General features: G+C 35.4%; 21 protein-coding genes and 3 tRNA genes. 6 read left to right on the plus strand and 18 right to left on the minus strand.

Annotation, left to right across the window (positions count from 1 at the left end; all coding sequences use genetic code 11):
- Nucleotides 1-29: 29 nt before the first annotated feature.
- From LNP04_RS10895 to mraZ, 5 genes are all read right to left on the minus strand, one after another.
- Nucleotides 30-1,490: a UDP-N-acetylmuramoyl-L-alanyl-D-glutamate--2,6-diaminopimelate ligase gene (locus LNP04_RS10895; RefSeq protein WP_229982999.1), complete on the minus strand. Its 1,461-nt coding sequence runs from the start codon at nucleotides 1,488-1,490 to the stop codon at nucleotides 30-32.
- Nucleotides 1,491-1,582: 92 nt separating this feature from the next.
- Nucleotides 1,583-3,574, minus strand: a complete 1,992-nt coding sequence (locus LNP04_RS10900) for a penicillin-binding transpeptidase domain-containing protein (protein ID WP_229983000.1) — start codon at nucleotides 3,572-3,574, stop codon at nucleotides 1,583-1,585.
- Nucleotides 3,558-3,923 carry an FtsL-like putative cell division protein gene (locus tag LNP04_RS10905; protein ID WP_229983001.1) on the minus strand — a complete coding sequence of 122 codons (366 nt, stop codon included), beginning with the start codon at nucleotides 3,921-3,923 and terminating at the stop codon, nucleotides 3,558-3,560. Before LNP04_RS10905 ends, LNP04_RS10900 begins: the two co-directional genes overlap by 17 nt.
- A 115-nt stretch (nucleotides 3,924-4,038) precedes the next feature.
- Nucleotides 4,039-4,932, minus strand: a complete 894-nt coding sequence (rsmH, locus tag LNP04_RS10910; protein WP_229986294.1) for a 16S rRNA (cytosine(1402)-N(4))-methyltransferase RsmH — start codon at nucleotides 4,930-4,932, stop codon at nucleotides 4,039-4,041.
- A 21-nt stretch (nucleotides 4,933-4,953) separates the two neighbouring features.
- Nucleotides 4,954-5,412, minus strand: a complete 459-nt coding sequence (gene mraZ / locus LNP04_RS10915; protein ID WP_229983002.1) for a division/cell wall cluster transcriptional repressor MraZ — start codon at nucleotides 5,410-5,412, stop codon at nucleotides 4,954-4,956.
- 273 nt (nucleotides 5,413-5,685) lie between these two features.
- Between mraZ and LNP04_RS10920 the strand changes: the two genes are divergently transcribed.
- From LNP04_RS10920 to LNP04_RS10930, 3 genes are all read left to right on the plus strand, one after another.
- A complete protein-coding gene (locus LNP04_RS10920; RefSeq protein WP_129535559.1) occupies nucleotides 5,686-6,447 on the plus strand; it encodes an alpha/beta fold hydrolase in 762 nt (253 codons plus the stop codon).
- A gap of 62 nt (nucleotides 6,448-6,509) precedes the next feature.
- Nucleotides 6,510-7,133, plus strand: coding sequence for a ribosome biogenesis GTP-binding protein YihA/YsxC (gene yihA / locus LNP04_RS10925; protein WP_129535558.1), 624 nt, complete (start codon nucleotides 6,510-6,512; stop codon nucleotides 7,131-7,133).
- Entirely contained in the window at nucleotides 7,126-7,575 is a 450-nt protein-coding gene (locus LNP04_RS10930) for a GNAT family N-acetyltransferase (RefSeq protein WP_229983003.1), read from the plus strand. The genes yihA and LNP04_RS10930 overlap by 8 nt, the downstream gene beginning before the upstream one ends.
- 357 nt (nucleotides 7,576-7,932) lie before the next feature.
- On the opposite strand, the gene LNP04_RS10935 is transcribed toward LNP04_RS10930, so the two are convergent.
- The 8 genes from LNP04_RS10935 to LNP04_RS10970 all read right to left on the minus strand — a co-directional run bounded on the left by LNP04_RS10935 (nucleotide 7,933) and on the right by LNP04_RS10970 (nucleotide 13,347).
- Nucleotides 7,933-8,940: a serine protease gene (locus LNP04_RS10935; RefSeq protein WP_229983004.1), complete on the minus strand. Its 1,008-nt coding sequence runs from the start codon at nucleotides 8,938-8,940 to the stop codon at nucleotides 7,933-7,935.
- 69 nt (nucleotides 8,941-9,009) lie between these two features.
- Nucleotides 9,010-9,855 carry a caspase family protein gene (locus LNP04_RS10940; protein ID WP_229983005.1) on the minus strand — a complete coding sequence of 282 codons (846 nt, stop codon included), beginning with the start codon at nucleotides 9,853-9,855 and terminating at the stop codon, nucleotides 9,010-9,012.
- Nucleotides 9,856-10,194: 339 nt separating this feature from the next.
- Entirely contained in the window at nucleotides 10,195-10,839 is a 645-nt protein-coding gene (locus LNP04_RS10945; protein ID WP_229983006.1) for a response regulator transcription factor, read from the minus strand.
- Nucleotides 10,836-11,612 (minus strand): sensor histidine kinase, encoded by a 777-nt coding sequence (locus tag LNP04_RS10950; RefSeq protein WP_229983007.1) that lies wholly within the window; start codon nucleotides 11,610-11,612, stop codon nucleotides 10,836-10,838. Before LNP04_RS10950 ends, LNP04_RS10945 begins: the two co-directional genes overlap by 4 nt.
- Before the next feature lie 661 nt (nucleotides 11,613-12,273).
- A complete protein-coding gene (locus LNP04_RS10955) occupies nucleotides 12,274-12,837 on the minus strand; it encodes a hypothetical protein (protein WP_229983008.1) in 564 nt (187 codons plus the stop codon).
- Nucleotides 12,838-13,091: 254 nt separating this feature from the next.
- Nucleotides 13,092-13,175 (minus strand) — tRNA-Leu (locus LNP04_RS10960).
- 8 nt (nucleotides 13,176-13,183) lie between these two features.
- A tRNA-Gly gene (locus LNP04_RS10965) sits at nucleotides 13,184-13,256 on the minus strand.
- Between the two features lie 9 nt (nucleotides 13,257-13,265).
- Nucleotides 13,266-13,347: transfer RNA gene (locus LNP04_RS10970), tRNA-Leu, on the minus strand.
- A gap of 174 nt (nucleotides 13,348-13,521) precedes the next feature.
- Here LNP04_RS10970 and LNP04_RS10975 point away from each other — a divergent pair.
- From LNP04_RS10975 to LNP04_RS10985, 3 genes are read left to right on the plus strand one after another with little or no spacing between them, the layout of a single operon-like run.
- On the plus strand, nucleotides 13,522-13,905 hold the full coding sequence (locus tag LNP04_RS10975) for a DUF3127 domain-containing protein (protein ID WP_229983009.1): 384 nt from the start codon (nucleotides 13,522-13,524) through the stop codon (nucleotides 13,903-13,905).
- Nucleotides 13,906-13,959: 54 nt separating this feature from the next.
- Nucleotides 13,960-14,613, plus strand: a complete 654-nt coding sequence (gene aat / locus LNP04_RS10980; protein WP_229983010.1) for a leucyl/phenylalanyl-tRNA--protein transferase — start codon at nucleotides 13,960-13,962, stop codon at nucleotides 14,611-14,613.
- Nucleotides 14,600-15,484 carry a DMT family transporter gene (locus LNP04_RS10985; RefSeq protein WP_229983011.1) on the plus strand — a complete coding sequence of 295 codons (885 nt, stop codon included), beginning with the start codon at nucleotides 14,600-14,602 and terminating at the stop codon, nucleotides 15,482-15,484. The genes aat and LNP04_RS10985 overlap by 14 nt, the downstream gene beginning before the upstream one ends.
- 56 nt (nucleotides 15,485-15,540) lie before the next feature.
- Here the strand turns inward: LNP04_RS10985 and LNP04_RS10990 are convergent, their stop codons facing one another.
- The 5 genes from LNP04_RS10990 to glmM form a co-directional block, all read right to left on the minus strand.
- Nucleotides 15,541-16,575 (minus strand): IS110 family transposase, encoded by a 1,035-nt coding sequence (locus LNP04_RS10990; RefSeq protein ID WP_229983012.1) that lies wholly within the window; start codon nucleotides 16,573-16,575, stop codon nucleotides 15,541-15,543.
- Between the two features lie 541 nt (nucleotides 16,576-17,116).
- Nucleotides 17,117-18,499, minus strand: coding sequence for a lipopolysaccharide assembly protein LapB (locus tag LNP04_RS10995; RefSeq protein WP_229983013.1), 1,383 nt, complete (start codon nucleotides 18,497-18,499; stop codon nucleotides 17,117-17,119).
- A 67-nt stretch (nucleotides 18,500-18,566) separates the two neighbouring features.
- Nucleotides 18,567-18,860 carry a type II toxin-antitoxin system RelE/ParE family toxin gene (locus LNP04_RS11000; RefSeq protein ID WP_229983014.1) on the minus strand — a complete coding sequence of 98 codons (294 nt, stop codon included), beginning with the start codon at nucleotides 18,858-18,860 and terminating at the stop codon, nucleotides 18,567-18,569.
- A complete protein-coding gene (locus tag LNP04_RS11005; protein ID WP_229983015.1) occupies nucleotides 18,857-19,075 on the minus strand; it encodes a DUF2683 family protein in 219 nt (72 codons plus the stop codon). The genes LNP04_RS11000 and LNP04_RS11005 overlap by 4 nt, the downstream gene beginning before the upstream one ends.
- Before the next feature lie 39 nt (nucleotides 19,076-19,114).
- Nucleotides 19,115-20,497, minus strand: coding sequence for a phosphoglucosamine mutase (gene glmM / locus LNP04_RS11010; protein ID WP_229983016.1), 1,383 nt, complete (start codon nucleotides 20,495-20,497; stop codon nucleotides 19,115-19,117).
- Nucleotides 20,498-20,535 lie beyond the last annotated feature (38 nt).

Consider the following 20,535-nt stretch of genomic DNA (forward strand, 5'->3'; position numbering starts at 1 on the left):
TTTGGTTTAGTTGTTTAAAGCTTACATTATTACTTACTCATAAGCTTCCAAAGCTCATTTATTACTTCTTTGTCATCAAAATGATGTTTTACACCATTGATCTCCTGATAGTTTTCGTGGCCTTTTCCGGCTACAAGAACAATATCTTTTGGTTCAGAGAATTTGATTGCCATTTTGATAGCTTCTCTTCTATCCGGAATTGATGTGTACTTGCTGAAGTTTTGAGGTTCAACGCCTGCTTCAATTTCTTTTATTATCTGATTCGGGTCTTCCGTTCTCGGGTTGTCTGAAGTGATGATTGCCAAAGTTGATTTCTTTGAAGCAATATTTCCCATTTCAGGTCTTTTGGAATGATCTCTATCACCTCCACAACCGAAAACAGTGATCAGTCTTTCATTTTTTGTTCTGATGTCGTTGATGCTGTCTAAAACATTTTCCAACGCATCAGGAGTGTGTGCATAATCTACGATGAAGAAAATTCCGCCATCGGATTTGAAAGTTTCAAATCTTCCGGAAACTCTTTTCAGAATGCTGATGGCCTGAAGAATTTCATCCTGCTCAAAACCTAATTCAGATGCAATTCCAAAAACCAAAAGCAAATTATAAACATTGAATTTTCCTGTTAAAGTCGTCCAGAATTCTTTTCCATTGAAATTCAAAAGCATTCCGTTGAAATCTACTTCCAACGTTCTACCGTGATAATCTGCCATCGTTTTCAAAGCATAAGATCTTTTTACAGCCTTCGTGTTCTGAAGCATCACGTTTCCGTTTTTGTCGTCAACGTTCGTGATGGCAATTGCATTTTCGTTTAACTCATCAAAAAATCTTTTCTTGATCTTTAAATATTCATCAAACGTTTTATGATAGTCTAAGTGGTCGTGGGTAAGATTTGTAAAGCCTGCGATTTTGAAAGTCAGCCCTTCTATTCTGTTTTGGGCAATACCGTGAGAACTTACTTCCATGAAGGCAAATTCGCAACCTTCCTCAACTGCTTGAGACAAAATTTTATTAATCGTAATTACATCCGGAGTCGTGTGTGTCGCCGGAATGATTTTTTCTCCAATTCTGATTTCTACTGTTGACAATAAAGCTGAATCGTAGCCTAAATTTTTAAATACATCAAAAAGCAAAGTCGAAACAGAAGTTTTTCCGTTGGTGCCGGTAACACCGATTAACTTTAGCTTTTCAGAAGGATTTCCGTAGAAATTAGAAGCTAAACGTCCTAAAGTTTTTGATGCATCTTTTACTTTAATGCAAGTAATGTTTTCATCTAAATTTTCCGGAAGTTCTTCGCAAACAATAGTTTTTGCTCCTTTTTCGATTGAAGATGCAATAAATGAATGTCCGTCTACAACCGTTCCTCTCAATGCGATGTACAAAGAGTTTTCGGAAACCTTTCTGCTATCAAAAACCAATTCGGAAACCTCACGGTTATTTTCACCGTGAATTTCTAGTATTGGAATTCTGTTTAATAATTCAACTAATTGCATTTCTTTGATGCTCTTTATTTTATTTTTTATGACCGTTTATTTTAATAGGATTTCATCCTATTCTTTATTAGGCCGTCCCTTCGGGACTATTTTTAATTTTGCAGAGACAAATAAATCCTCTGGTTTTTGCTGATCGTTGTGCCTTCAAGCGGGAACTGTTCTTTAATTCTTCCCACCCCTTTGAAGTCTACACGGTATCCTAAATTTTCCAATTGTGGAATAGCATTTTTACCAATCAATCCCACTACATTTGGCATTTGTTTATTATTAACTGCTATTTTCACATTGGGCTCAACCATTTTATTCAGATTGACCTTTCTGTCTACCAGCATTTCTTTTTCAACATTTTGAGGCGTTTTCAGGAAAGTTTTTCCGGCAATTTCTTTAAAAACCGGTGCGGAAACCGTTCCTCCGTAAAATCCTTTGGAAACATTCGGCTCGCTGATCATTACGTAGCAAGTATATTTCGGATTGTCTGCCGGATAAAATCCGGCAAATGAAGCTCTGTATTTCATTGGACCAGGCAACCAGTATTCAAACCTTGCCGTTCCTGTTTTTCCCGCCATTTTCAGATTGGGTGTAAAAATACTTCGACCCGTTCCTTTTTCTACAGCTTTCGTCAAAGCGCTCGTCATCATCTGAATGGCTTTATCAGAAGCCATTTTCTTAACCATTACTTCTTCTTTCGCTTCGAAAACAGTTTTCCCGTCTTTCATTATTTTATCAATGAAAATCGGTTTCAGCATTCTTCCTTTGTTGGCTACACCGTTGTAAAAGGTTGCTAATTGTAGAAGGTTGATGTTTGTTGCATATCCATAACCAATTGAGGCTAATGTGGCAGCGTTCCATGACTTGCTTTTTGGAGTTAAAATTCTTGGTTTTGTAATTCCGGGAAGTTCAATATCCATTTTGTCAAACAGTTTCCATCTTCTTAAATGATCAAGAAAAATTTCCGGTTTCTCTGCGTAGAATTTAGTGATCAATTTTGCTGTTCCTACGTTGCTCGATTTTGCCAAAACATCACTGATGTCGTAAGTTCCACCACCATGACCGTCAGAAATTCTCTGTTTTGCGTACACCCACACTCCGTTTCCTACATTTACGGTTGTATTTTCATCGATAAATCCGTCATCCATTGCCGCCAAAAGCGAAATGGTTTTGAATGTAGACCCTGGTTCAATATTGTCTTTTAAAGCATAGTTGTAAGCATCTTCATACACTCCAGGCTCGGTTTCCCTTAAATTAACCAAGGCACGTACTTTTCCTGTTGCCACTTCCATGACGATCACCGTTCCGTGTTTTGCTTCAAAATTGATCAGTTGCTTTTCTAAAGCTGAATGCGCAATATCCTGAATTCTAAGATCTAAAGTCGTATAAACATCCTGACCATCGGTAGGTTCGTTTACTTTCCAAAAGTCGATGGGTTTCCACTGAGAAGAGTTTACTCTTTGTTCGTATCTGCTTCCGTCGATTCCTGTTAAATATTTTGAAAAAGCTCCTTCAAGTCCTGCCTTTGCGACTCCGTTATCGATTCCTATTGTTCCTGCGCCGATTTCTGAAGTAGCTAACTCTCTTTTGTAATTTCTGTCGATGATAAAACCACCTTTATTTTTTCCTCTTCTGAAGATTGGAAATTTTCTAATTCTGTCGTATTCATCGAAATCTAAACCTTTTACCAAAGAATAATACTGGTTTTTCTTTTTTCTCTGCTCGTCAAATCTTTTTCTGAAATCAGCTCTCGGCTTTCCGAACATTTTGCTTAAAGAATCTGTAAGCGCACCGATATTGTTGCTGTAAACGGTATCTTTAATCGTTTTAAAATCAAGATAAACATCGTAACGCATCACCGTCGTCGCCAAAATGGAACCGTCTGAAGCATAAAGATTTCCTCTTGCAGCTTTTAAAGTGGCATTTCGGTAATTATTATTGATGTAATCATCTTTAATTTCCTGAACATTGGTATTCTGCAAAAGAATGATTCTCCCGATGAAAAGCACAAAAACGCACAAAGCTCCCACTGCAAAGAGGTAGCCCCATCGTAAAGTTTTTTTACGCTTGTTGTCGTATTCACTTGGCTTTTGCATCTGTACTGTCCAGTTTGATTAACAATTTGTGAGGGTGACTTTCTAAGGTCATTAATGAATCTGCAGCAACCTGTTTCCCCAATTCAGATTCCATTTTTACTTTAATAAGCTTACTTTGGGCGTAAGCATTTCTCGATTTATATTCTTCTGTTTCTTCTTTTAAAGCGTTTACAATTTTAATTTTTTTGTTTACCAAATGGTTTGAGTAAATCATTCCCATCATCAGAACAAAAATCAACAGGAAAAACTTATAATGCGTGGTCAACTCATCACGGTTCAGAAAATTCCCTTTTATAATGTCTATAAAAGTGAGTCTTTTTTGAGGACGATATATTGGTTTTTTTGCCACAGACTTTGTCTGATTTTATTTTTATTATTAACTAATTCTTTTTTAAACCACCCCGTCAAAAATTCGCTTGAATTTTTGCCATACTTCCAGAGGAGGGGAATTCTCACTCTGTGGTTTACAATTTTATTCCTGTTCTCATTTTCGCACTTCTGGCTCTTGAGTTTTCTTCAATTTCCTTGTCATCAGGAATAATTGCTTTACTTTTTACGAGTTCAAATGCTTTTGCATAATTTCCGTAGATATCACGTTGTGGTTCACCTTCAAACATTCCGTTTTTCAGGAATCTTTTTACCAACCGGTCTTCTAAAGAATGATAAGAAATCACGACCAATCTTCCTCCAGGTTTCAAAACATTATAAGCCTGAACCAGCATTTCTTTTAAAACTTCCAGCTCCTGATTCACTTCAATTCTTATTGCCTGAAAAAGCTGTGCATAAAATTTATTCACTTTATGCGGCGGAAGAAAGCTGAATAGTTTTTTCAAATCTTCCGTTGTATTGATCGCTTTTATTTTTCTGTGATGAACAATGTCTCTCGCCAGTTTTCTTGCTTCTCTAAGCTCACCGTAATAATAAAAAATATCTGCTAAGGCTTCCTCTTCATATTCATTGATTACTTTTTTAGCATCAAGACTCTGCATCACATTCATTCTCATATCGAGTGGCGCATTGTTTCTTGTAGAAAAACCTCTTACCGCTTCATCAAACTGATGAGAAGAAACGCCAAGGTCAGCTAAAACACCGTCAACCTTTGCAACTCCATACATCAAAAGAGAATTTTCAAGAAATCTAAAGTTTTGATTGATTAAAGTAAACTTCGGGTCATCAATTGTATTTTTCAGCGCATCCAAATCCTGATCAAATGCGTAGAGCTTTCCATTTTCAGAAAGCCTATCTAAAATTTCCTGTGAATGACCACCACCACCAAATGTGCAGTCCACATATATTCCGTCCTGATTCGTCACCAAATCATCCACACTTTGCTTCAATAAAACGGGGTTGTGATATATGCTCATTTGTGATACTTTTATTTATTCTTCATCAAAAGCGCCCATTACATCTTCTGCCAGACTTGCAAAATCTTCTTCATTGGTTGCGATTACCTTTTCATAGGCATCTTTATCCCAAATCTCGAAAAGTTCACCTGCACTTGTCACTACAATTTCTTTCGTAAGATTTGCATAATGCGTAAGATCTTTTGAAATCTGCAGTCTTCCGGCACTGTCTAGTTCTACAGTTTTTACACCTGCAGTAAACATCCTGATGAAATCAGCATTCTTTTTAATGAATCTGTTTAGTTTATTAATCTTTTCCATAAGCTTATCCCATGCTTTCATAGGATAAACTTCGAGACACGGTTGAAACACAGAACGCTTTACCACAAAGGTTTTCTCCTCAAAGTTCTCCATCTGCTTGATTAGCGATGAAGGCACCTTTAGGCGACCTTTGTCGTCTATTTTGCACTCATATGTTCCAATGAAATTTCTCATTTGGGACAAAATTATACAAATTTTTCCAAAAGCTCCCACTTTTTCCCACTTTTTGACTTAATGTTAATAAGTTTTACACCAGAGTCAACAAAAGCGGTTTAAATATTTGATTCGAAAAGACTTACAAGCCCTGCTATTCGTCGAATAATAAAAAGATTTTTAAAAAAGACTGTAAGAAAAGCCTTATTATATTATTTTTATTTTAAATTAGAGATATCAAAAAAAATTTGGTGTATAATTTGTATTTTTGCAATGCTTTATTAAAGCGATTTTATGATATTTAGTACAAAAAAAGATAAGAAATATACCTTCATTGAAGCTGGGGAAGGACATCCATTGGTGCTGTTGCACGGTTTGATGGGTGGGTTGAGCAATTTTGACAAGATGGTGAATTTTTTTTCAGAGAAAGGGTTTAAGGTCTATGTACCTCAGCTCCCCATCTATGATTTGCCGGTACTCAATACCAATCTTACAACAATCGCCAAATACGTCATTAAATTTATCGAAAGCGAAATTGGCAAACCCGTAACCATTGTAGGAAATTCTATGGGTGGTCATGTGGGACTTATTTTGACTTTAGCAAGACCAGACTTGGTGAAAAATTTAGTTCTTACCGGAAGCTCTGGTTTATACGAAAGAGCATTTGGTGACAGTTTCCCGAGAAAAAATGACCGTTCATATATAAGAAAGAAGGCAGAAGAGGTTTTCTATGATCCTGCAGTGGCAACAGAGGCTTTGGTAGACGAAGTTTTCAGCGTAGTGAATGACAGAATGAAAGGAATAAAAACCGTGATGCTGGCAAGAAGTGCCATCAAGCACAACATGTTGAACGATCTTCCTAAAATTGTGCGCCCGACGTGCCTGATTTGGGGGAAACAGGACAACGTAACACCTCCTGAAGTTGCTATAGATATGCACAAATTTATCCCAAATTCAGATCTTTTCTGGATTGATAAATGCGGACATGCTGCGATGATGGAAAAACCCGATGAATTCAACGAGATTCTATACAATTGGGTAAAAGATAAAATATAAATTGACAGTAAGCCATTAAGAATTTCTTAATGGTTTATTTTTCTAAATTAAATCAAGACAAAATGGTTATAAAGACAGCAGAGTTTGTAAAAAGCAGTGGAAAATGGCAGGAATGCCCCGAAGGAACCATCCCTGAATATGCTTTTATCGGACGCTCAAACGTAGGAAAATCTTCATTGATCAACGGAATGCTCAACAGGAAAGATTTAGCAAAAACTTCAGGAACTCCGGGAAAAACTCAGTTGATTAATCATTTCATTATTAATGAAAGCTGGTATCTTACCGATTTACCGGGTTATGGATATGCAAAGGTTTCAAAAGTAATGAGACGTGATTTTGAAAAATTAATTAACAACTATATTTTAAATAGAAACAATCTGGTGAATCTTTTTGTTTTGATTGATTCTCGTCATACTCCTCAGAATATTGATCTGGAATTTATCCAGTGGTGTGGAGAAAGCGGTGTTCCGTTTTCAATAGTTTTCACGAAAGTTGATAAACTAAAACCGAATATTGCCATAAAAAATGTTGAAGATTACAAAGCTGAACTTCACAAAACCTGGGAAGATCTTCCTGAAATCTATGTAACATCTGCGGAAAAGAAAACCGGAACTGATGAAATTTTAAGTTTCATTCAAAAAACCAATGAATTTTTAGTTAACAACGGAGTGACTTTCAATGAATAATATTATCTGGAAAATAAAAAGTTTTGAAGAAATTACCACTTCTGAACTTTACGAAATTATCAGAGCGAGAGTTGATGTTTTCGTGGTAGAACAAGACTGTCCTTATCATGATTTGGATGGATATGATCAGCAGGCAATACATATTTGGGCTGAAGAAGATAAAAATGTTTTAGCTTACTGCAGAATTTTCAACAAAGGAATTAAATATCCCGAAACTTCTATCGGAAGAGTTTTAACAACTGAAAAAGCCAGAGGAAAAAGCTTAGGCAAACAACTAATACAGTACGCTGTTGAAACTATTGAAAATCGCTTTCACACAAGCGAAGTGAGAATTTCTGCCCAGGATTATCTGCTCAGATTTTACTCAGGATTTGGTTTTGAAGATACCGGAAAGAAATATCTGGAAGATAATATTCCGCACACGGAAATGTTTAGAAAATAATTTTATTTAAATACAGAACAGCACCTTCAAAAAGTGCTGTTCTGTATTTAATTAGAAAAAAGGTTTGCATTTTCAAATACTCCAAACCTTTACTAATTGTATTTCCTTGTTAAATGGAAATGCCTTTATATATCTTAAGTAAAACAGTTTTATTGTAAAAAAAGCTTTGTCTTACTTTGCGATTAAAAAACGCAAAGTAAGACAAAGAATATTAAAAAGTCATTATTGAAATTAAGCTAAACAAAGCCGTTCACTAATTTTTGAAATACTAAAAATAAAAATACACCGCAGCTTATAAAAACAAAAAAGAGCCTGATTTCAAAAACCAGACTCTCCATTTATAAAACAAAATAATGTTTAAGGATATTCGTTTCTTGCTCTTGTCACGAGACCAACTAAATCTGAACCCCCACTCGCAAAATTAATGCTCGGATTGTGTGCGCTTTGAGTGGCAACTGCATACGGCGAACCGTTCCAATACCCCCAAAACGGACCACCACTTTGTCCCGGCCAGATATCTGCTTTATGCTGAATACTTTGATTATCATCCGCGCTCCAGAAATCACCATCTAAGGCAATCCCTGTCTGATAAGTCGGTCTTTGCGTTCCCGTCAAATCTGCAGGATAACCAGCGTGAGTGAAAGAAGCCTGCCCGTCCCAAGAATCTGAGTAAGATTTAGAACCTAACCAGCCAGTACTGTTTCCAATGGGTCTGTCGAGAACGACTACCACGTAGTCAAACTGCACTTCTGTGCCATCAATTGTAGGCCCTGCAACTTTATGTTTATAATAGGTTTGAATTCCCCAAGCACTACCATAAGGTGCACTACCATTGTAATACATTGGTGTGAATTTTAACCAGCCCGTCTGATTATTTGGTTTCCAATCTATAATATGCGCACAAGTCAAGAGATGTCTCGGGCCGATCATTACGCCACTTGCAACTCCTAACGGACTTTCAACTCTCCCTACGCAACGCCACGGATAAGCCGTTGAGTTGAATACTTTTCTTTGGTCTACTCCGAAGATTGTTCTTGCCCCTTCAGCACTTAAGAAATTTTCTCTTTCAATAAATTTTGGTTTGCGATCTTTTTTAGGCTCCAATTTTGGTTGATATTCTAAGTCTGCATGAGTCGGATAGAAAAAGTCTGTTTCAAGATTTTCTTTAGCAGCTGATTTTTCATTCATCGTGATACCTTCGGATTTCATCCCTTTCGGGTAAACTCTTCCGTCGATGGTTTCCATTTCCGGCTCTTTGTCGGATAATTTTAAATTGGCTGATTTTTCAGCTGATTTTGCTTTAATAGTTTTAAGCTTTAAAACTTCTTCAGCAGACATTGGGTTTTTGTTTTCAATATTAGACATGATTATTTGGTGTTTTAATCAGTTTTTCCTACTCTTTGGATGGCTTTTCGGATTCCGCCAGTTTGATTTTTATGAAAATATTTTTTGCGAAAATTCTGTTTTGATGCTTTCAGTCTGGTTGCTTTGAGCTGCTCCCATTGCTGCTAATGCCATAGCAATTTGGTTGTCAAGGGTTTTTCTGACAATATTACCATTGGTCGCACGCAAAATTTTGCAGAAATGATAAGTAAAATAGCCTCTTATCTGCCCATTCATGCTTCCTTCCATAGAAACCTGGTTATCCTTAGAAGCAGCCCACAAAGTATGGTTCATACCGACAACCGGAACTAGTGCTTTAGTGGTAAATGTTGCTTTTTTCGAAGTTTTAGATAATGGGATTTCGTTGGCATAGGTCATATAAAACTCGTCTTCTAACATGGGCGGAATGAATCGTGCAGTTTCGTAAGAAAAATCTACACTCAGTCCTAAATCCATTTTTCTTGTTCCGGTTCCGGAGTGACAGCAGTCGAAGACAACTTCAAGATTTACTCCGGCTTTCAGTTTGCTGAGAACAGCTTTAAAATCATCATCACGAATAACTCCTGCGGTTGCATAATCGTGCGGACAAATCGCTTCATCTAAACCGTCAATCTCTAAATCTGTTCCGATGTTGGCAACTCTCGTTCCGTGTCCCGAGTAATAAAATACCAACGAATCACCTTTTACGCTGGTGTTCACTAAAGATTTCAGATAATTTAAAATATTGGCTCTTGTAGCATTTTGATTGGTCAAAATTCTGATTTGTGAAGGTGCAAAACCACAAATTACCAAGGTATTTGCCATATCACGTGCATCATTGATGCATCCGTTTAAATCGGGACCGCCTGATCCGATAGGCGCGTAGTCATTAATTCCTACGATAAGTGCTTTTTTCATTGTATTAGTTTTTTAAATTTTCCTTACTCTGTTTTGGCTTTTCAGGTTCTGCCTGTAACTTTTATTTTACATGACAAAATTCTGATTTTCATAAGCATAAAAACAGAGGAGAAAACCTTAATTGTTGCAGGAAAAGCACCTGAGTTAAAAAACTTAACCCTATAAAGATTTAGACATAAAAAATCCCCACCATTTTTTGATGAGGATTAAGTCGTTGAAAAAAAGTGTCGTTCCTACGGAACTATCGGATATAACCTATTTGTTACTACAAACATGTTGCTCCTACGGAGCAATGAATATACTGTACATCATTATGAATATAAGATCCGAATATTAAACTCAACATAAATTATGCTTCAAAGCAAAAAGCACAAGACCTACTCTGTTTTTTATTTCTAATTTAACAAAAACAGAATCTCTGTAACCATCTATGGTTTTTGGACTGAGGCACATTTTGTCTGCAATTTCTTTGTAGGTTAGCTCACTGCATGCTAATTTGATAAATTCTTTTTCGCGTTCTTTTAAATCTGAAAGAAGTGAGGCATTTTTTGCATCTTCAATTTGTACTTTCAACAATTTTTGGGCCACAAAATCGGTATAGAAACTTCCTTTTTCAAAAACGGTATCTATTGCCTGAAAAAGGATGGCTGGCTGCATATCTTTCAGCAAATATCCTTTTGCACCGGCTTTTAACATTCTGATCAGTACTTTCTCATCGTCTTCCATCGTCAAAGCAATAACCTTGATCTCTGGATGGTGTTCAGTAAGCCATTCTGTCGTTTCAATACCGTTTTTGTAGGGCATATTGATATCCATCAAAACAACTGCGGGCAGTTCGGAAATATTTTCTAAACCCGAGATAAAATCTTCCCCATTCGGATGGTTCATTACCACACGATATTTAGCGTTTTCTGCGATCATATTTTCTAATGCTTTAGACATTAAAGTATGATCATCAACTATAGCAATCGGAATTGTTTTCATGATAAGTTTTTGTGGTATGTGATTGTCGTTTTGGTTCCCTCTTCAAGCTTTGACTGAATAGAAAATTCTGCGTGTATCAATTTTGCTCTTAACTCCATGTTTTTTAATCCTGAACCATCATTTATAATATCGGTATTGAATCCCTTTCCATTATCTGTAATTGTAATCTGTAACGTATCGTGGTCGTCTTCCAGCTTTATAGCTACATTTTTGGCTCTTGAATGTTTTAAAATATTATTAATGCTTTCCTGAATGATTCGGAATAAAATCAAACCGTGTTTTGGTGTAATATCAATATCATGCTTTTGCGACACGAACTCGATGGTCAATAATCGCAACTTTTTTATTCTTTTAATTTCTCTTTCGATAGATTCTATTAATCCGAAATGAATAATTTGTTCGGTAATTAAAGTTTTAGATAAATTTCTGACATCCTGGATGCATTCGCCCAATAATTCATTCAGTTCGCTTAACTCTTCTTTTTCTGCATTTGTCAGCTTTGGAATCAATTGATTTTGCCTCAATCGAACAACCGAAAGCTTTTGCCCTAAATCGTCATGCAATTCCTGCCCTATATAATTAAGCGTTTGCTCTTTCATTTCGACCTGGGAGGTGGCGAGCTCTTTTTCAAAATGCAAGTCTTTTTCTTTTTGCTCAATCAATAATTTAGTTTTCTTCCGAATGAAAATCAGGTAAACGAAAATCATCGTCAATACAATGATCAAAAGTGTAATTGTAAAAATGATGATAAAACTATTTTGCTCTTCATTCATAATCACTCCGGTTTAATTATAGCAGGTTTGTTCCAAAATAATCCAAAGACGATCACTCCATTGTTTAAGATATTTAATAAGAACATGATAATGGCAAAGATATCCGTGTCAACATTGATTCTGAAGAAAAAAAGCGGAATAATTCCTATATAGAGAATAAGTGATCCCACAGAAATCCAAAATGGCAAATAGTTTTTTATCTCAAAAATTTTATCTGAATTAAATGTCTGATAAAAAAATAAAATAATTGAAAATATTAACAAGAGGATGTTGATATAAAATATATTAAAAGACAGATACTGAAAAAAACTCTTTTCTAATAAAGACATCCCAAAAACATTGACAAAAAAAAGTGCCAGAAATACGAGTTGTATTTTCTTTAGCAAAGGAATGTACAGCAATTTATAATAATAAATCAAATACATTAAAAAAACAATAGGAATACAGATGCTGTAATATTTCTCAGTGGGCAACTTAGTAAGCTTGTAGTAAAAATAGAAAAAGAAATCGCTTGCAGATAATAAAAGATATCCTACGAAAAAAAACAGATTTACTTTTTCGATCTTTTTATATTTAACTATAATCAAAATCATCATGATGACCAAAATGATCATTGATATCTGTTTACCTAATTCTACATTCCAAGCCATGGCTATAATTTCTAGTTCAAAGAGTTTGCAGACAAACTATTAGGAGGTGGCGAAAGATTTGTCATATTCATCGGCTGAATAGATTCTATCTTTTCATCTTCCTCAGTTGCTCCACGTCTTTTCATTGTAGCATCAGAGGTTACTTGCTTTTTAGCTGTCGGCATTAGAAATATTGTTTGATAGCCGCCAAATTCAGGTTTTGCCATCTTGTTTGCAGGATGATTTGCAGGGTATTTTCCCATATAAATTTTAATCCCTACATTTTTAATGTTCTGTTCTTTTGCCTGCTCTTTTACATATTGAATGTACCCTTCCATTTCTTCAATGGTAAAAGAATACCATCTTGAATCGGGATTTCCGTTTCTGGAGTCTGCAAGAACTTTGTTATTGGTTCTTGTATATTCATCAAAAAGAATCTGTGCGTCATCGTGCGTGATGAGTTTCTTTTTATAACTATCATCTACAGTGTTTTCAGGTGGAGGCGGAGTACAACGTACATAAGTGAACACAACTAAACACAGCGCAAGCATTCCTATAAACGAACTTAGATTCTTAAATAAAAAAGGAGTTTTCATGGATATTGTTTTATAAGGTTATCTAACAAAAGTAGTTAACTCTTCAAATATAAAAAAGGGGAAAATCACTGTTTTTGAAATTTCGCTGAAAATAGTCCTGAATAATGACTAAAATAACAAGAAAAAATGACTGAAGAAGACCGTCACTTTTGAAAAAAATGAAAAATTAGTAAAACTAAAAAATTGCATAAATAAACTCTTTTAAGATACAAAACAAAAAAGACTGATAATCAATGATTATCAGTCTTTTTAAGTACCCCAGACGGGACTTGAACCCGTACATCCTTGCGGATACAGGATTTTAAGTCCTGCGTGTCTACCAATTCCACCACCAGGGCGTGATGAGAGCGAAAAACGGGACTCGAACCCGCGACCCCAACCTTGGCAAGGTTGTGCTCTACCAGCTGAGCTATTTTCGCAATTTGTAGTGCGGATGAAGGGACTCGAACCCCCACGCCTCACGGCACCAGATCCTAAGTCTGGCGTGGCTACCAATTACACCACATCCGCATTATTATTGAGTTATTTTAAAGATCTTCTTTCGTTTTTGTGAGTGCAAATATAGGGCAATAATTTTTATTTGCAAGAGTTTTCGCAAAAAATTTTATTTTTTTTACAAAGTTTCTTTCCGTGTTGTTTTATTACATTTCAATTTACTACTTTTACAAAGTTAATATTTACGATATGGAATTACAAGGAACGGTAAAGAAAATCACTGATGTTCAAACATTTGCGAGTGGTTTCCAAAAGAGAGAAATGGTTATTCTTACACAAGAACAATACCCACAGCCAATAAACATCGAGTTTTTACAAGATAAAATAAATTTATTGGATGCTTTGAAAGAAGGAGAAAATGTGAAGGTAGGAATCAACATCAGAGGTAGAGAATGGGTTTCGCCACAAGGAGAAACTAAATATTTCAACTCGATTACCGGATGGAGAGTAGAAAAAGTGATGGATGGCGGTACAGGTTCTGAGCCAACCCAAGCATCTTCTCAGCAATCTGCTTCACCGGTTTCTAACGAAAATCCTTTTGCCGGAGACGACGATGACGATTTACCTTTTTAATTAAAGCATACTATCAAATACAATCCCGCTTTTTAAGTGGGATTTTTTTCACCTATGATTCGATTAGACCCAAACGAAATTTCATTTCCCAATCCGCAGCATTATGACGGTCACGAGGGCATTATAGCTTTCGGGGGCGACTTGTCTATGGAAAGAATTTGGTTTGCGTATCAGAATGGTATTTTCCCGTGGTTCAATCCTGATGAAGAAATTCTATGGTGGTGTCCCGATCCGAGATTTGTTTTATTTCCGAATGAATTGAAGGTTTCCAAATCAATGAGGAAAATTTTGAAGAATAACTTATTCACATTTACCGAAAATCAGAATTTCAGAGAAGTGATTAAAAACTGCCAGCAAATCAGCCGAAAAGGACAAGACGGAACTTGGCTTTCTGATGATCTCATGGAATCTTTTATCAAACTTCATGAGTATGGTTTTGCAAGAAGCATTGAAGTTTGGCAAAATGACGAATTGGTCGGCGGATTTTATGGTTTACAGGTCGGAAAAGTCTTTTGCGGAGAAAGTATGTTTGCCAAAGTGAGCAACGCTTCAAAAGCCGGATTTATTCATTTCGTGGAAGCCCATAAAAATGATCTCGCTTTAATCGACTGTCAATCTCATACGGAGCATCTTGAAAGTTTAGGCGCAACCATGATTTCTAAAAAGGAATTTCTAAAAACATTACACGAAAACAATGAACGCAGATAAAGAAAAATGGATTCTTTTGATTGTCCTTAGCATCATTTGGGGATCGTCATTTATTTTAATTAAAAAATCTTTAGACCATTTTACTCCTTATCAGGTCGGTGCGTTGAGAGTTTTAATTGCCGGAATTATTCTGATGCCAATCGCCATTTCAAAATATAAACTCTTTCCGAAGAAACATTTGAAATGGCTCATTTTAGCAGCTTTTACAGGCAATTTCATCCCGATGTTCTTATTTCCTATTGCGGAAACCGAAATCAGCAGCAGTATTGCGGGAATTATCAATTCTATGATGCCCATTTTTGTCATTATTGTGGGAACATTATTCTGGAAATTTGAAACCACAAAAAGGCAGATGACAGGGATTTTCATCAGCTTCACAGGAGTTTGTATGCTTGCATTTGGTGGTGGAGATGATTCTACATTTAAAATATTCCCTATTCTCCTTTTGCTTTTGGCAACACTATGCTACGCTATAAGCACAACTACTGTAAAATCTAAATTAATGGAAGTTTCTTCTACGGTTTTATCTGCATTTGTATTCTCATTCATTTTATTTTTGCCATCATTGATTGCATTGATATCAACAGGTTTTGTGTCAACATTTACATTTTCAAAAGAAAATATGATGGGCTTACTATTTGTGAGTTTACTTTCCGTTTTCGGAACCGGATTGGCAATGATGATGAATTATCGTTTGCTAAAAGTTTCCACTCCGCTTTTTGCATCGACTGTTACCTTATTGATGCCGATTGTTGCGATCATTTGGGGAATTTTAGATGGCGAAAAACTGACGGTTTTACAATTTGTGGGGGCAAGTATTATAATTGCCGGTTTGATCTTTTTAAGGGCTAAAGCTGTTGTTCAAAAATAAATGCAGATTTAGTTGCTTTAAATTGATTAAATGCATTTTTTTTAACGCAAAGATTTCTATGTTAATATGCAAGAAGAATTTGAATTTTTTAATGATAAAAATTCTTCTATTGGTAAAAATGGTTGCTTTCGCTTGATTACAACCATTATTCTGTGTACTAATTTATTTCTGACCGAATTCAAAACACTCATCTTATTTTTCCCTTGCTCCACTTTTCTCTTGAAATAAGCTTTAATTTCCTGATCACTTCTGATACTTGCCATTGCAGACATGTGAAGCAATTTTTTCAGCTTTTGATTTGCCATTTTTGAAATTCTTTCCTTTTTGACAATCGTTCCTGATTGATTTTTGAATGGCACAACACCCGCATAACAAGCTAAATGTTTTGCATTTTCAAAGGATTTAAAATTATTGCTAACGATGATGAAATTTATCGCACATTGAGTTCCTATTCCGGGAATCGAGGTTAACAAATCCTTGTTTTTCTTAACTTCTTCCTGGGTTTCTATGAGTGTGGAAAGCTGATCTTCTATTTTCTTTATCGATGTTTTTAATGTTTTTATAACTTTAAAATAGGCCTTATTCAATATCTTGAATTCAAGACAATCATGGCTTTTCGCTTCCCGAAGCTGGTTTTCTAAAGCCGTTTTTTGAAGCAACAAACTGTCTCTGGATTTTGTTAATATATTCATTTGTCTGATAACTGCTGAAGGTTCTTCGTAAGCAATTAATTTATCTTGGTACCGAACTGCATATTGTGCTATTCTCAAAGCATCTCTTTTGTCATCTTTTCCTCGTAAATCTGTCGTTGCCTTCTTAATTTTTACAGGGTGTTCCACCCAGAGTAAAACTTCTGATCGGGAAGCTGCTTTTTCCAAAGGTCTGTTATAAATCCCCGTATTTTTGCAGCAAACAAGCAATTCGTCTCCTTTTATACTGAGTAATTTCAACATAGATTTAAAAAATGATTCAATACTTTTCTGTGTATTTTCGATAATCATTTCATAATGAATCTTATACTCAAAATCAATCACGGCACAATCTAGTTTTGATTTGGAAATATCGATTCCAATAACGTATTTTTGTTTCATAACTTTTAAGTTTTTCATTCACAATGAGAGTTTTGTCTAAGCCCTTGATAATAGGTCGTAATCCTAAATTTCTATTATGATCTTGCTCTCAAAGAAACAGGGTTCATAATCTTTGCATAGGTCTTAATTCCTTGGTCGCAAACCGGTTCACCCTTGTTTCTTGTGAATGTGTTGATAAGTTAAAAATAATCCTGTTTTTTTATCTTACAAACTAAAGGGGCGCAAAGGTTTTTTGACTACTAACTGTTTTTAACTTCGCAAAGGCGTTTGACTACGTCGAATCTTTGATTTCACTCAGCAAAGACAACAAAGTTTTCATCACTCAATTAACCAAGTTTAATGACTCTCGTTCAAAAACAAATCCCGCATTGCTGCAGGATTATTTTATTTAAATTGATTCAAAACGTTTATCGATTGCGGTCTTCGCAGCCCGACTTGAGTGGAAATCCTTTTTGTTTTTTCTAGAAAAACAAAAAGATTGGGAACGGAAGGCGGAAAAGCTGCCCAAATAAAACTTTTATAGTAGGCTCTAATGTCCCTTCTATTCGCTTTTCTTCTTCACTTTCGCCTTCGCCTTTTTCACCTCATCTTTGATATACGGATATTTTTTCTGCATATCTGTAATCAATGAAGGATCAAGCTCTAATGCTTTCTCTAAACTTTCAGCGCCTTTTGTTGTATTTTTTAAATTAAAATAACAGTTACTCAGCTGATAATGCAATTCTGCACGATTGTGATGTTCCAATGCAGCAATCAAAACAGTGACAGCTTCTTCATATTCGCCCACCAACATCAAAACTTCAGTGTATGCATACCAATTGTAAAATCTTGACGGTTCTGCATCTACCAATTTCTTCAGACACGAAAGACTTTCTTCAAACTTCCCTGAGTCGATGAATAAAAATGCGAGTCTCTTCTGATACTCAAGGTTTCCGTCATTCAGTAAAGTGGCTTCTCTTGCGAAGTGCAAAGCTTCCGGCATTCCACCCATTTCTTCGTAAAGATAAGACTGCTCCATCATTGCCAAATAAAACTGAGGATCTTCCCTTAGTGATTTCTGGAAGTAATTTAAAGCGATCGTTGGTTGTTTTAGTGCTTTATAACACAACCCGATTTTATAAAATGTAAATGCTTTTGTATATTCCAACTCCAGCATTTCTTCATAAACTTCGATTGCTTTTTTGTGTTGATTTAAAGCCTCATAACATGCCGCTTTACTTGCGTAAACTCCAACAGCGCTGGAATTAATAGCGAGCATATAGTCGAAACCTTTGATGGCTTCTTCGTAGTTTTTTCTGTTGAAATAAAACTGTCCGTACTCGCTCCACGCTACTTCTGAATAGGCAAAATTATCTAGATAGTCATTCAGGAAAGCTATTGCTTCATCGCTCTTATTCAGATCACTGAAACAGATCATTGCGTTCTCCAAAGAATATTCATCCGTAGGATCTTCTTTCAAAGCCTGCTGATAATGCTTAAGAGCGTTAAAAGGATCTCCCAAATTGACATATTCGTCAGCGATAAAATTATTCAAAAAGTTTTCTTCTTCATTTAATTCTAAAGCTTGTTTGCAAATGTCAATTGCTTTTCTAGGATTTCCTAAATTCGAATAATACTTTGCGTAGCATACCAAAAAGTCTGTATTCTCCATAGAAGAACCTTTTAACTCGTCGATCATTTCTTTCGCCGTATTATAATCTTCCCATTCTAAGAGCACTTCAAGTTTTTTGATCTTGATATCTAAAGAATTGGGATGAATTTTGAGACCGTAAGTTACTGCCATATCAGCGTAATTAAAATCTCCCAACTCCAGATAGTACACAATGATATCATCTAATTCTTCTGTATCGAAGTAGAATTCATCATTATTTTCCATCATTTCCTCGAACTTTTTTACAAGTTCATTTCCAAAATATTCTTCCAATATAGTATCTCTGCGTTATTTTCAAAGTCCAAAATTGCTTTATAAACTTCGAAAAAACTTTTTTTAATTAAAATTTATTTTTCTTCGGATTTTGTCTGTTATCAAAAAATGAAAATATTTTAATTTCTTTTTTTGTAAGCCGATAACTTAATGAGAAATTTTCCAATATTAAAACTCTTCGTAATTCTTTTGTACTACTTTTTAGTCCAATTTTATTTTGATCTCTCAATAGATTAATCATTCGCACAGTTTCATCAAGAATTTTTTCCGGATAAATATTTGATTTATTGTGATCTGCCCAATATTGATAAACCTTGTCAAATTCTTTCTTAGCACGAATTGACCAGATTATTTTTATCATCTTCCGTACGATTTTAAAAAATCTTCATGTGAAACAACATTTCCCTTTTCAAAATCTTTTATTCCTTCTTCTATTAATTCTTTCTCAGCTTTAGAAATCTTATTCCACCAATCATCATTATTAATTCCTTCTACAAAATCAATTTCCACTGCCTTCAAAATTGCTTTTATTTTGGCAAGTTCTTTTTTATTTTTAGGATTAATGGTAATTGTCATTGTGCTGTTTTTCTATATTAAATATACAAAAATTCTGAATTAAATCAAACTTCTGATTTTTGCAATCATATCATCGCCTAATTTGTCGGCTTCTTCTTGTGAGAAAGCCTCTGTATAAATTCTGATAATCGGTTCTGTATTCGATTTTCTCAAGTGAACCCAATTGTTTTCAAAATCTATTTTCACTCCATCAACTGTAGAGACTTCTTCATTTTGATACTCTTTTTCCATTTTAGTTAAAAGTTCATCAACATTTATTTCAGGAGTTAGTTCTATTTTCTTTTTCCCCATGAAATAACTCGGGTAGCTCGCTCTCAATTCGGAAACCGTTTTGTTTTCTTTTGCCAAATGCGTCAAAAACAAAGCAACACCTACTAAAGAATCTCTTCCGTAATGAAGTTCAGGATAGATAATTCCACCATTTCCTTCACCGCCGATCACGGCGTTTTTTTCTTTCATTAAATTCACCACATTCACTTCTCCTACAGCACTTGCAAAATATTCTGAGCTGTGAGTTTTTGCAACATCTCTCAAAGCACGACTTGAAGAGAGGTTTGAAATGGCGACTCCGTTTTTGTTTTTCAACAAGTAATCCGCAACAGCAACCAACGTATATTCTTCACCGAACATTTCTCCGTTTTCGTCAACCAATGCCAGCCTGTCAACATCCGGATCTACTACAACGCCAAAATCTGCTTTTTCTTTGATCACTAATTCACAAATATCTCCCAAATGTTCTTTCAAAGGTTCAGGATTGTGCGGGAACTGTCCAGTGGGTTCGCAGTATAATTTTACCGTTTCGCAACCTAATTTATCTAAAAGCATCGGAATTGCAATTCCGCCTGTAGAATTTACTGCGTCTAAAACGATTTTATATTTTTTAGCTTTAATAGCTTCAACATCCACCATCGGCAAATCAAGAATCTGCTGAATATGAATATCAAAAGCATCATCTCGTGTTTCGTATTTTCCTAAATCATCAACTTCAGCATAATTAAAATCTTCAGCTTCCGCCAATGCTAAAACTTCAGCACCGTTTTCTCCGTTGATAAATTCTCCTTTTTCATTTAATAACTTCAGCGCATTCCATTGTTTTGGATTGTGTGAAGCAGTTAAAATAATTCCACCATCAGCATCCAATTCAGGAACCATAATCTCAACCGTTGGAGTCGTTGAAAGTCCTAAATCTACAACGTGGATTCCCAAACCTTGCAAAGTTGCGCAAACTAGAGAATTTACCATTGAACCAGAAATTCTGGCATCGCGACCGATGATTAGGGTTAAATCTTTTTTATTTTTATTATTCTGAAGCCAGGTTCCGAATGCCGAAGCAAATTTCACAACATCAAGCGGTGTCAGGTTATCATTTACTTTCCCACCAATCGTTCCTCTGATTCCGGAAATACTTTTTATTAATGACATTTTTATACTATTTAAAATTTAATAAAACCATTTTGTCG

Source organism: Chryseobacterium sp. C-71, from assembly GCF_020911865.1.
GTDB lineage: Bacteria > Bacteroidota > Bacteroidia > Flavobacteriales > Weeksellaceae > Chryseobacterium.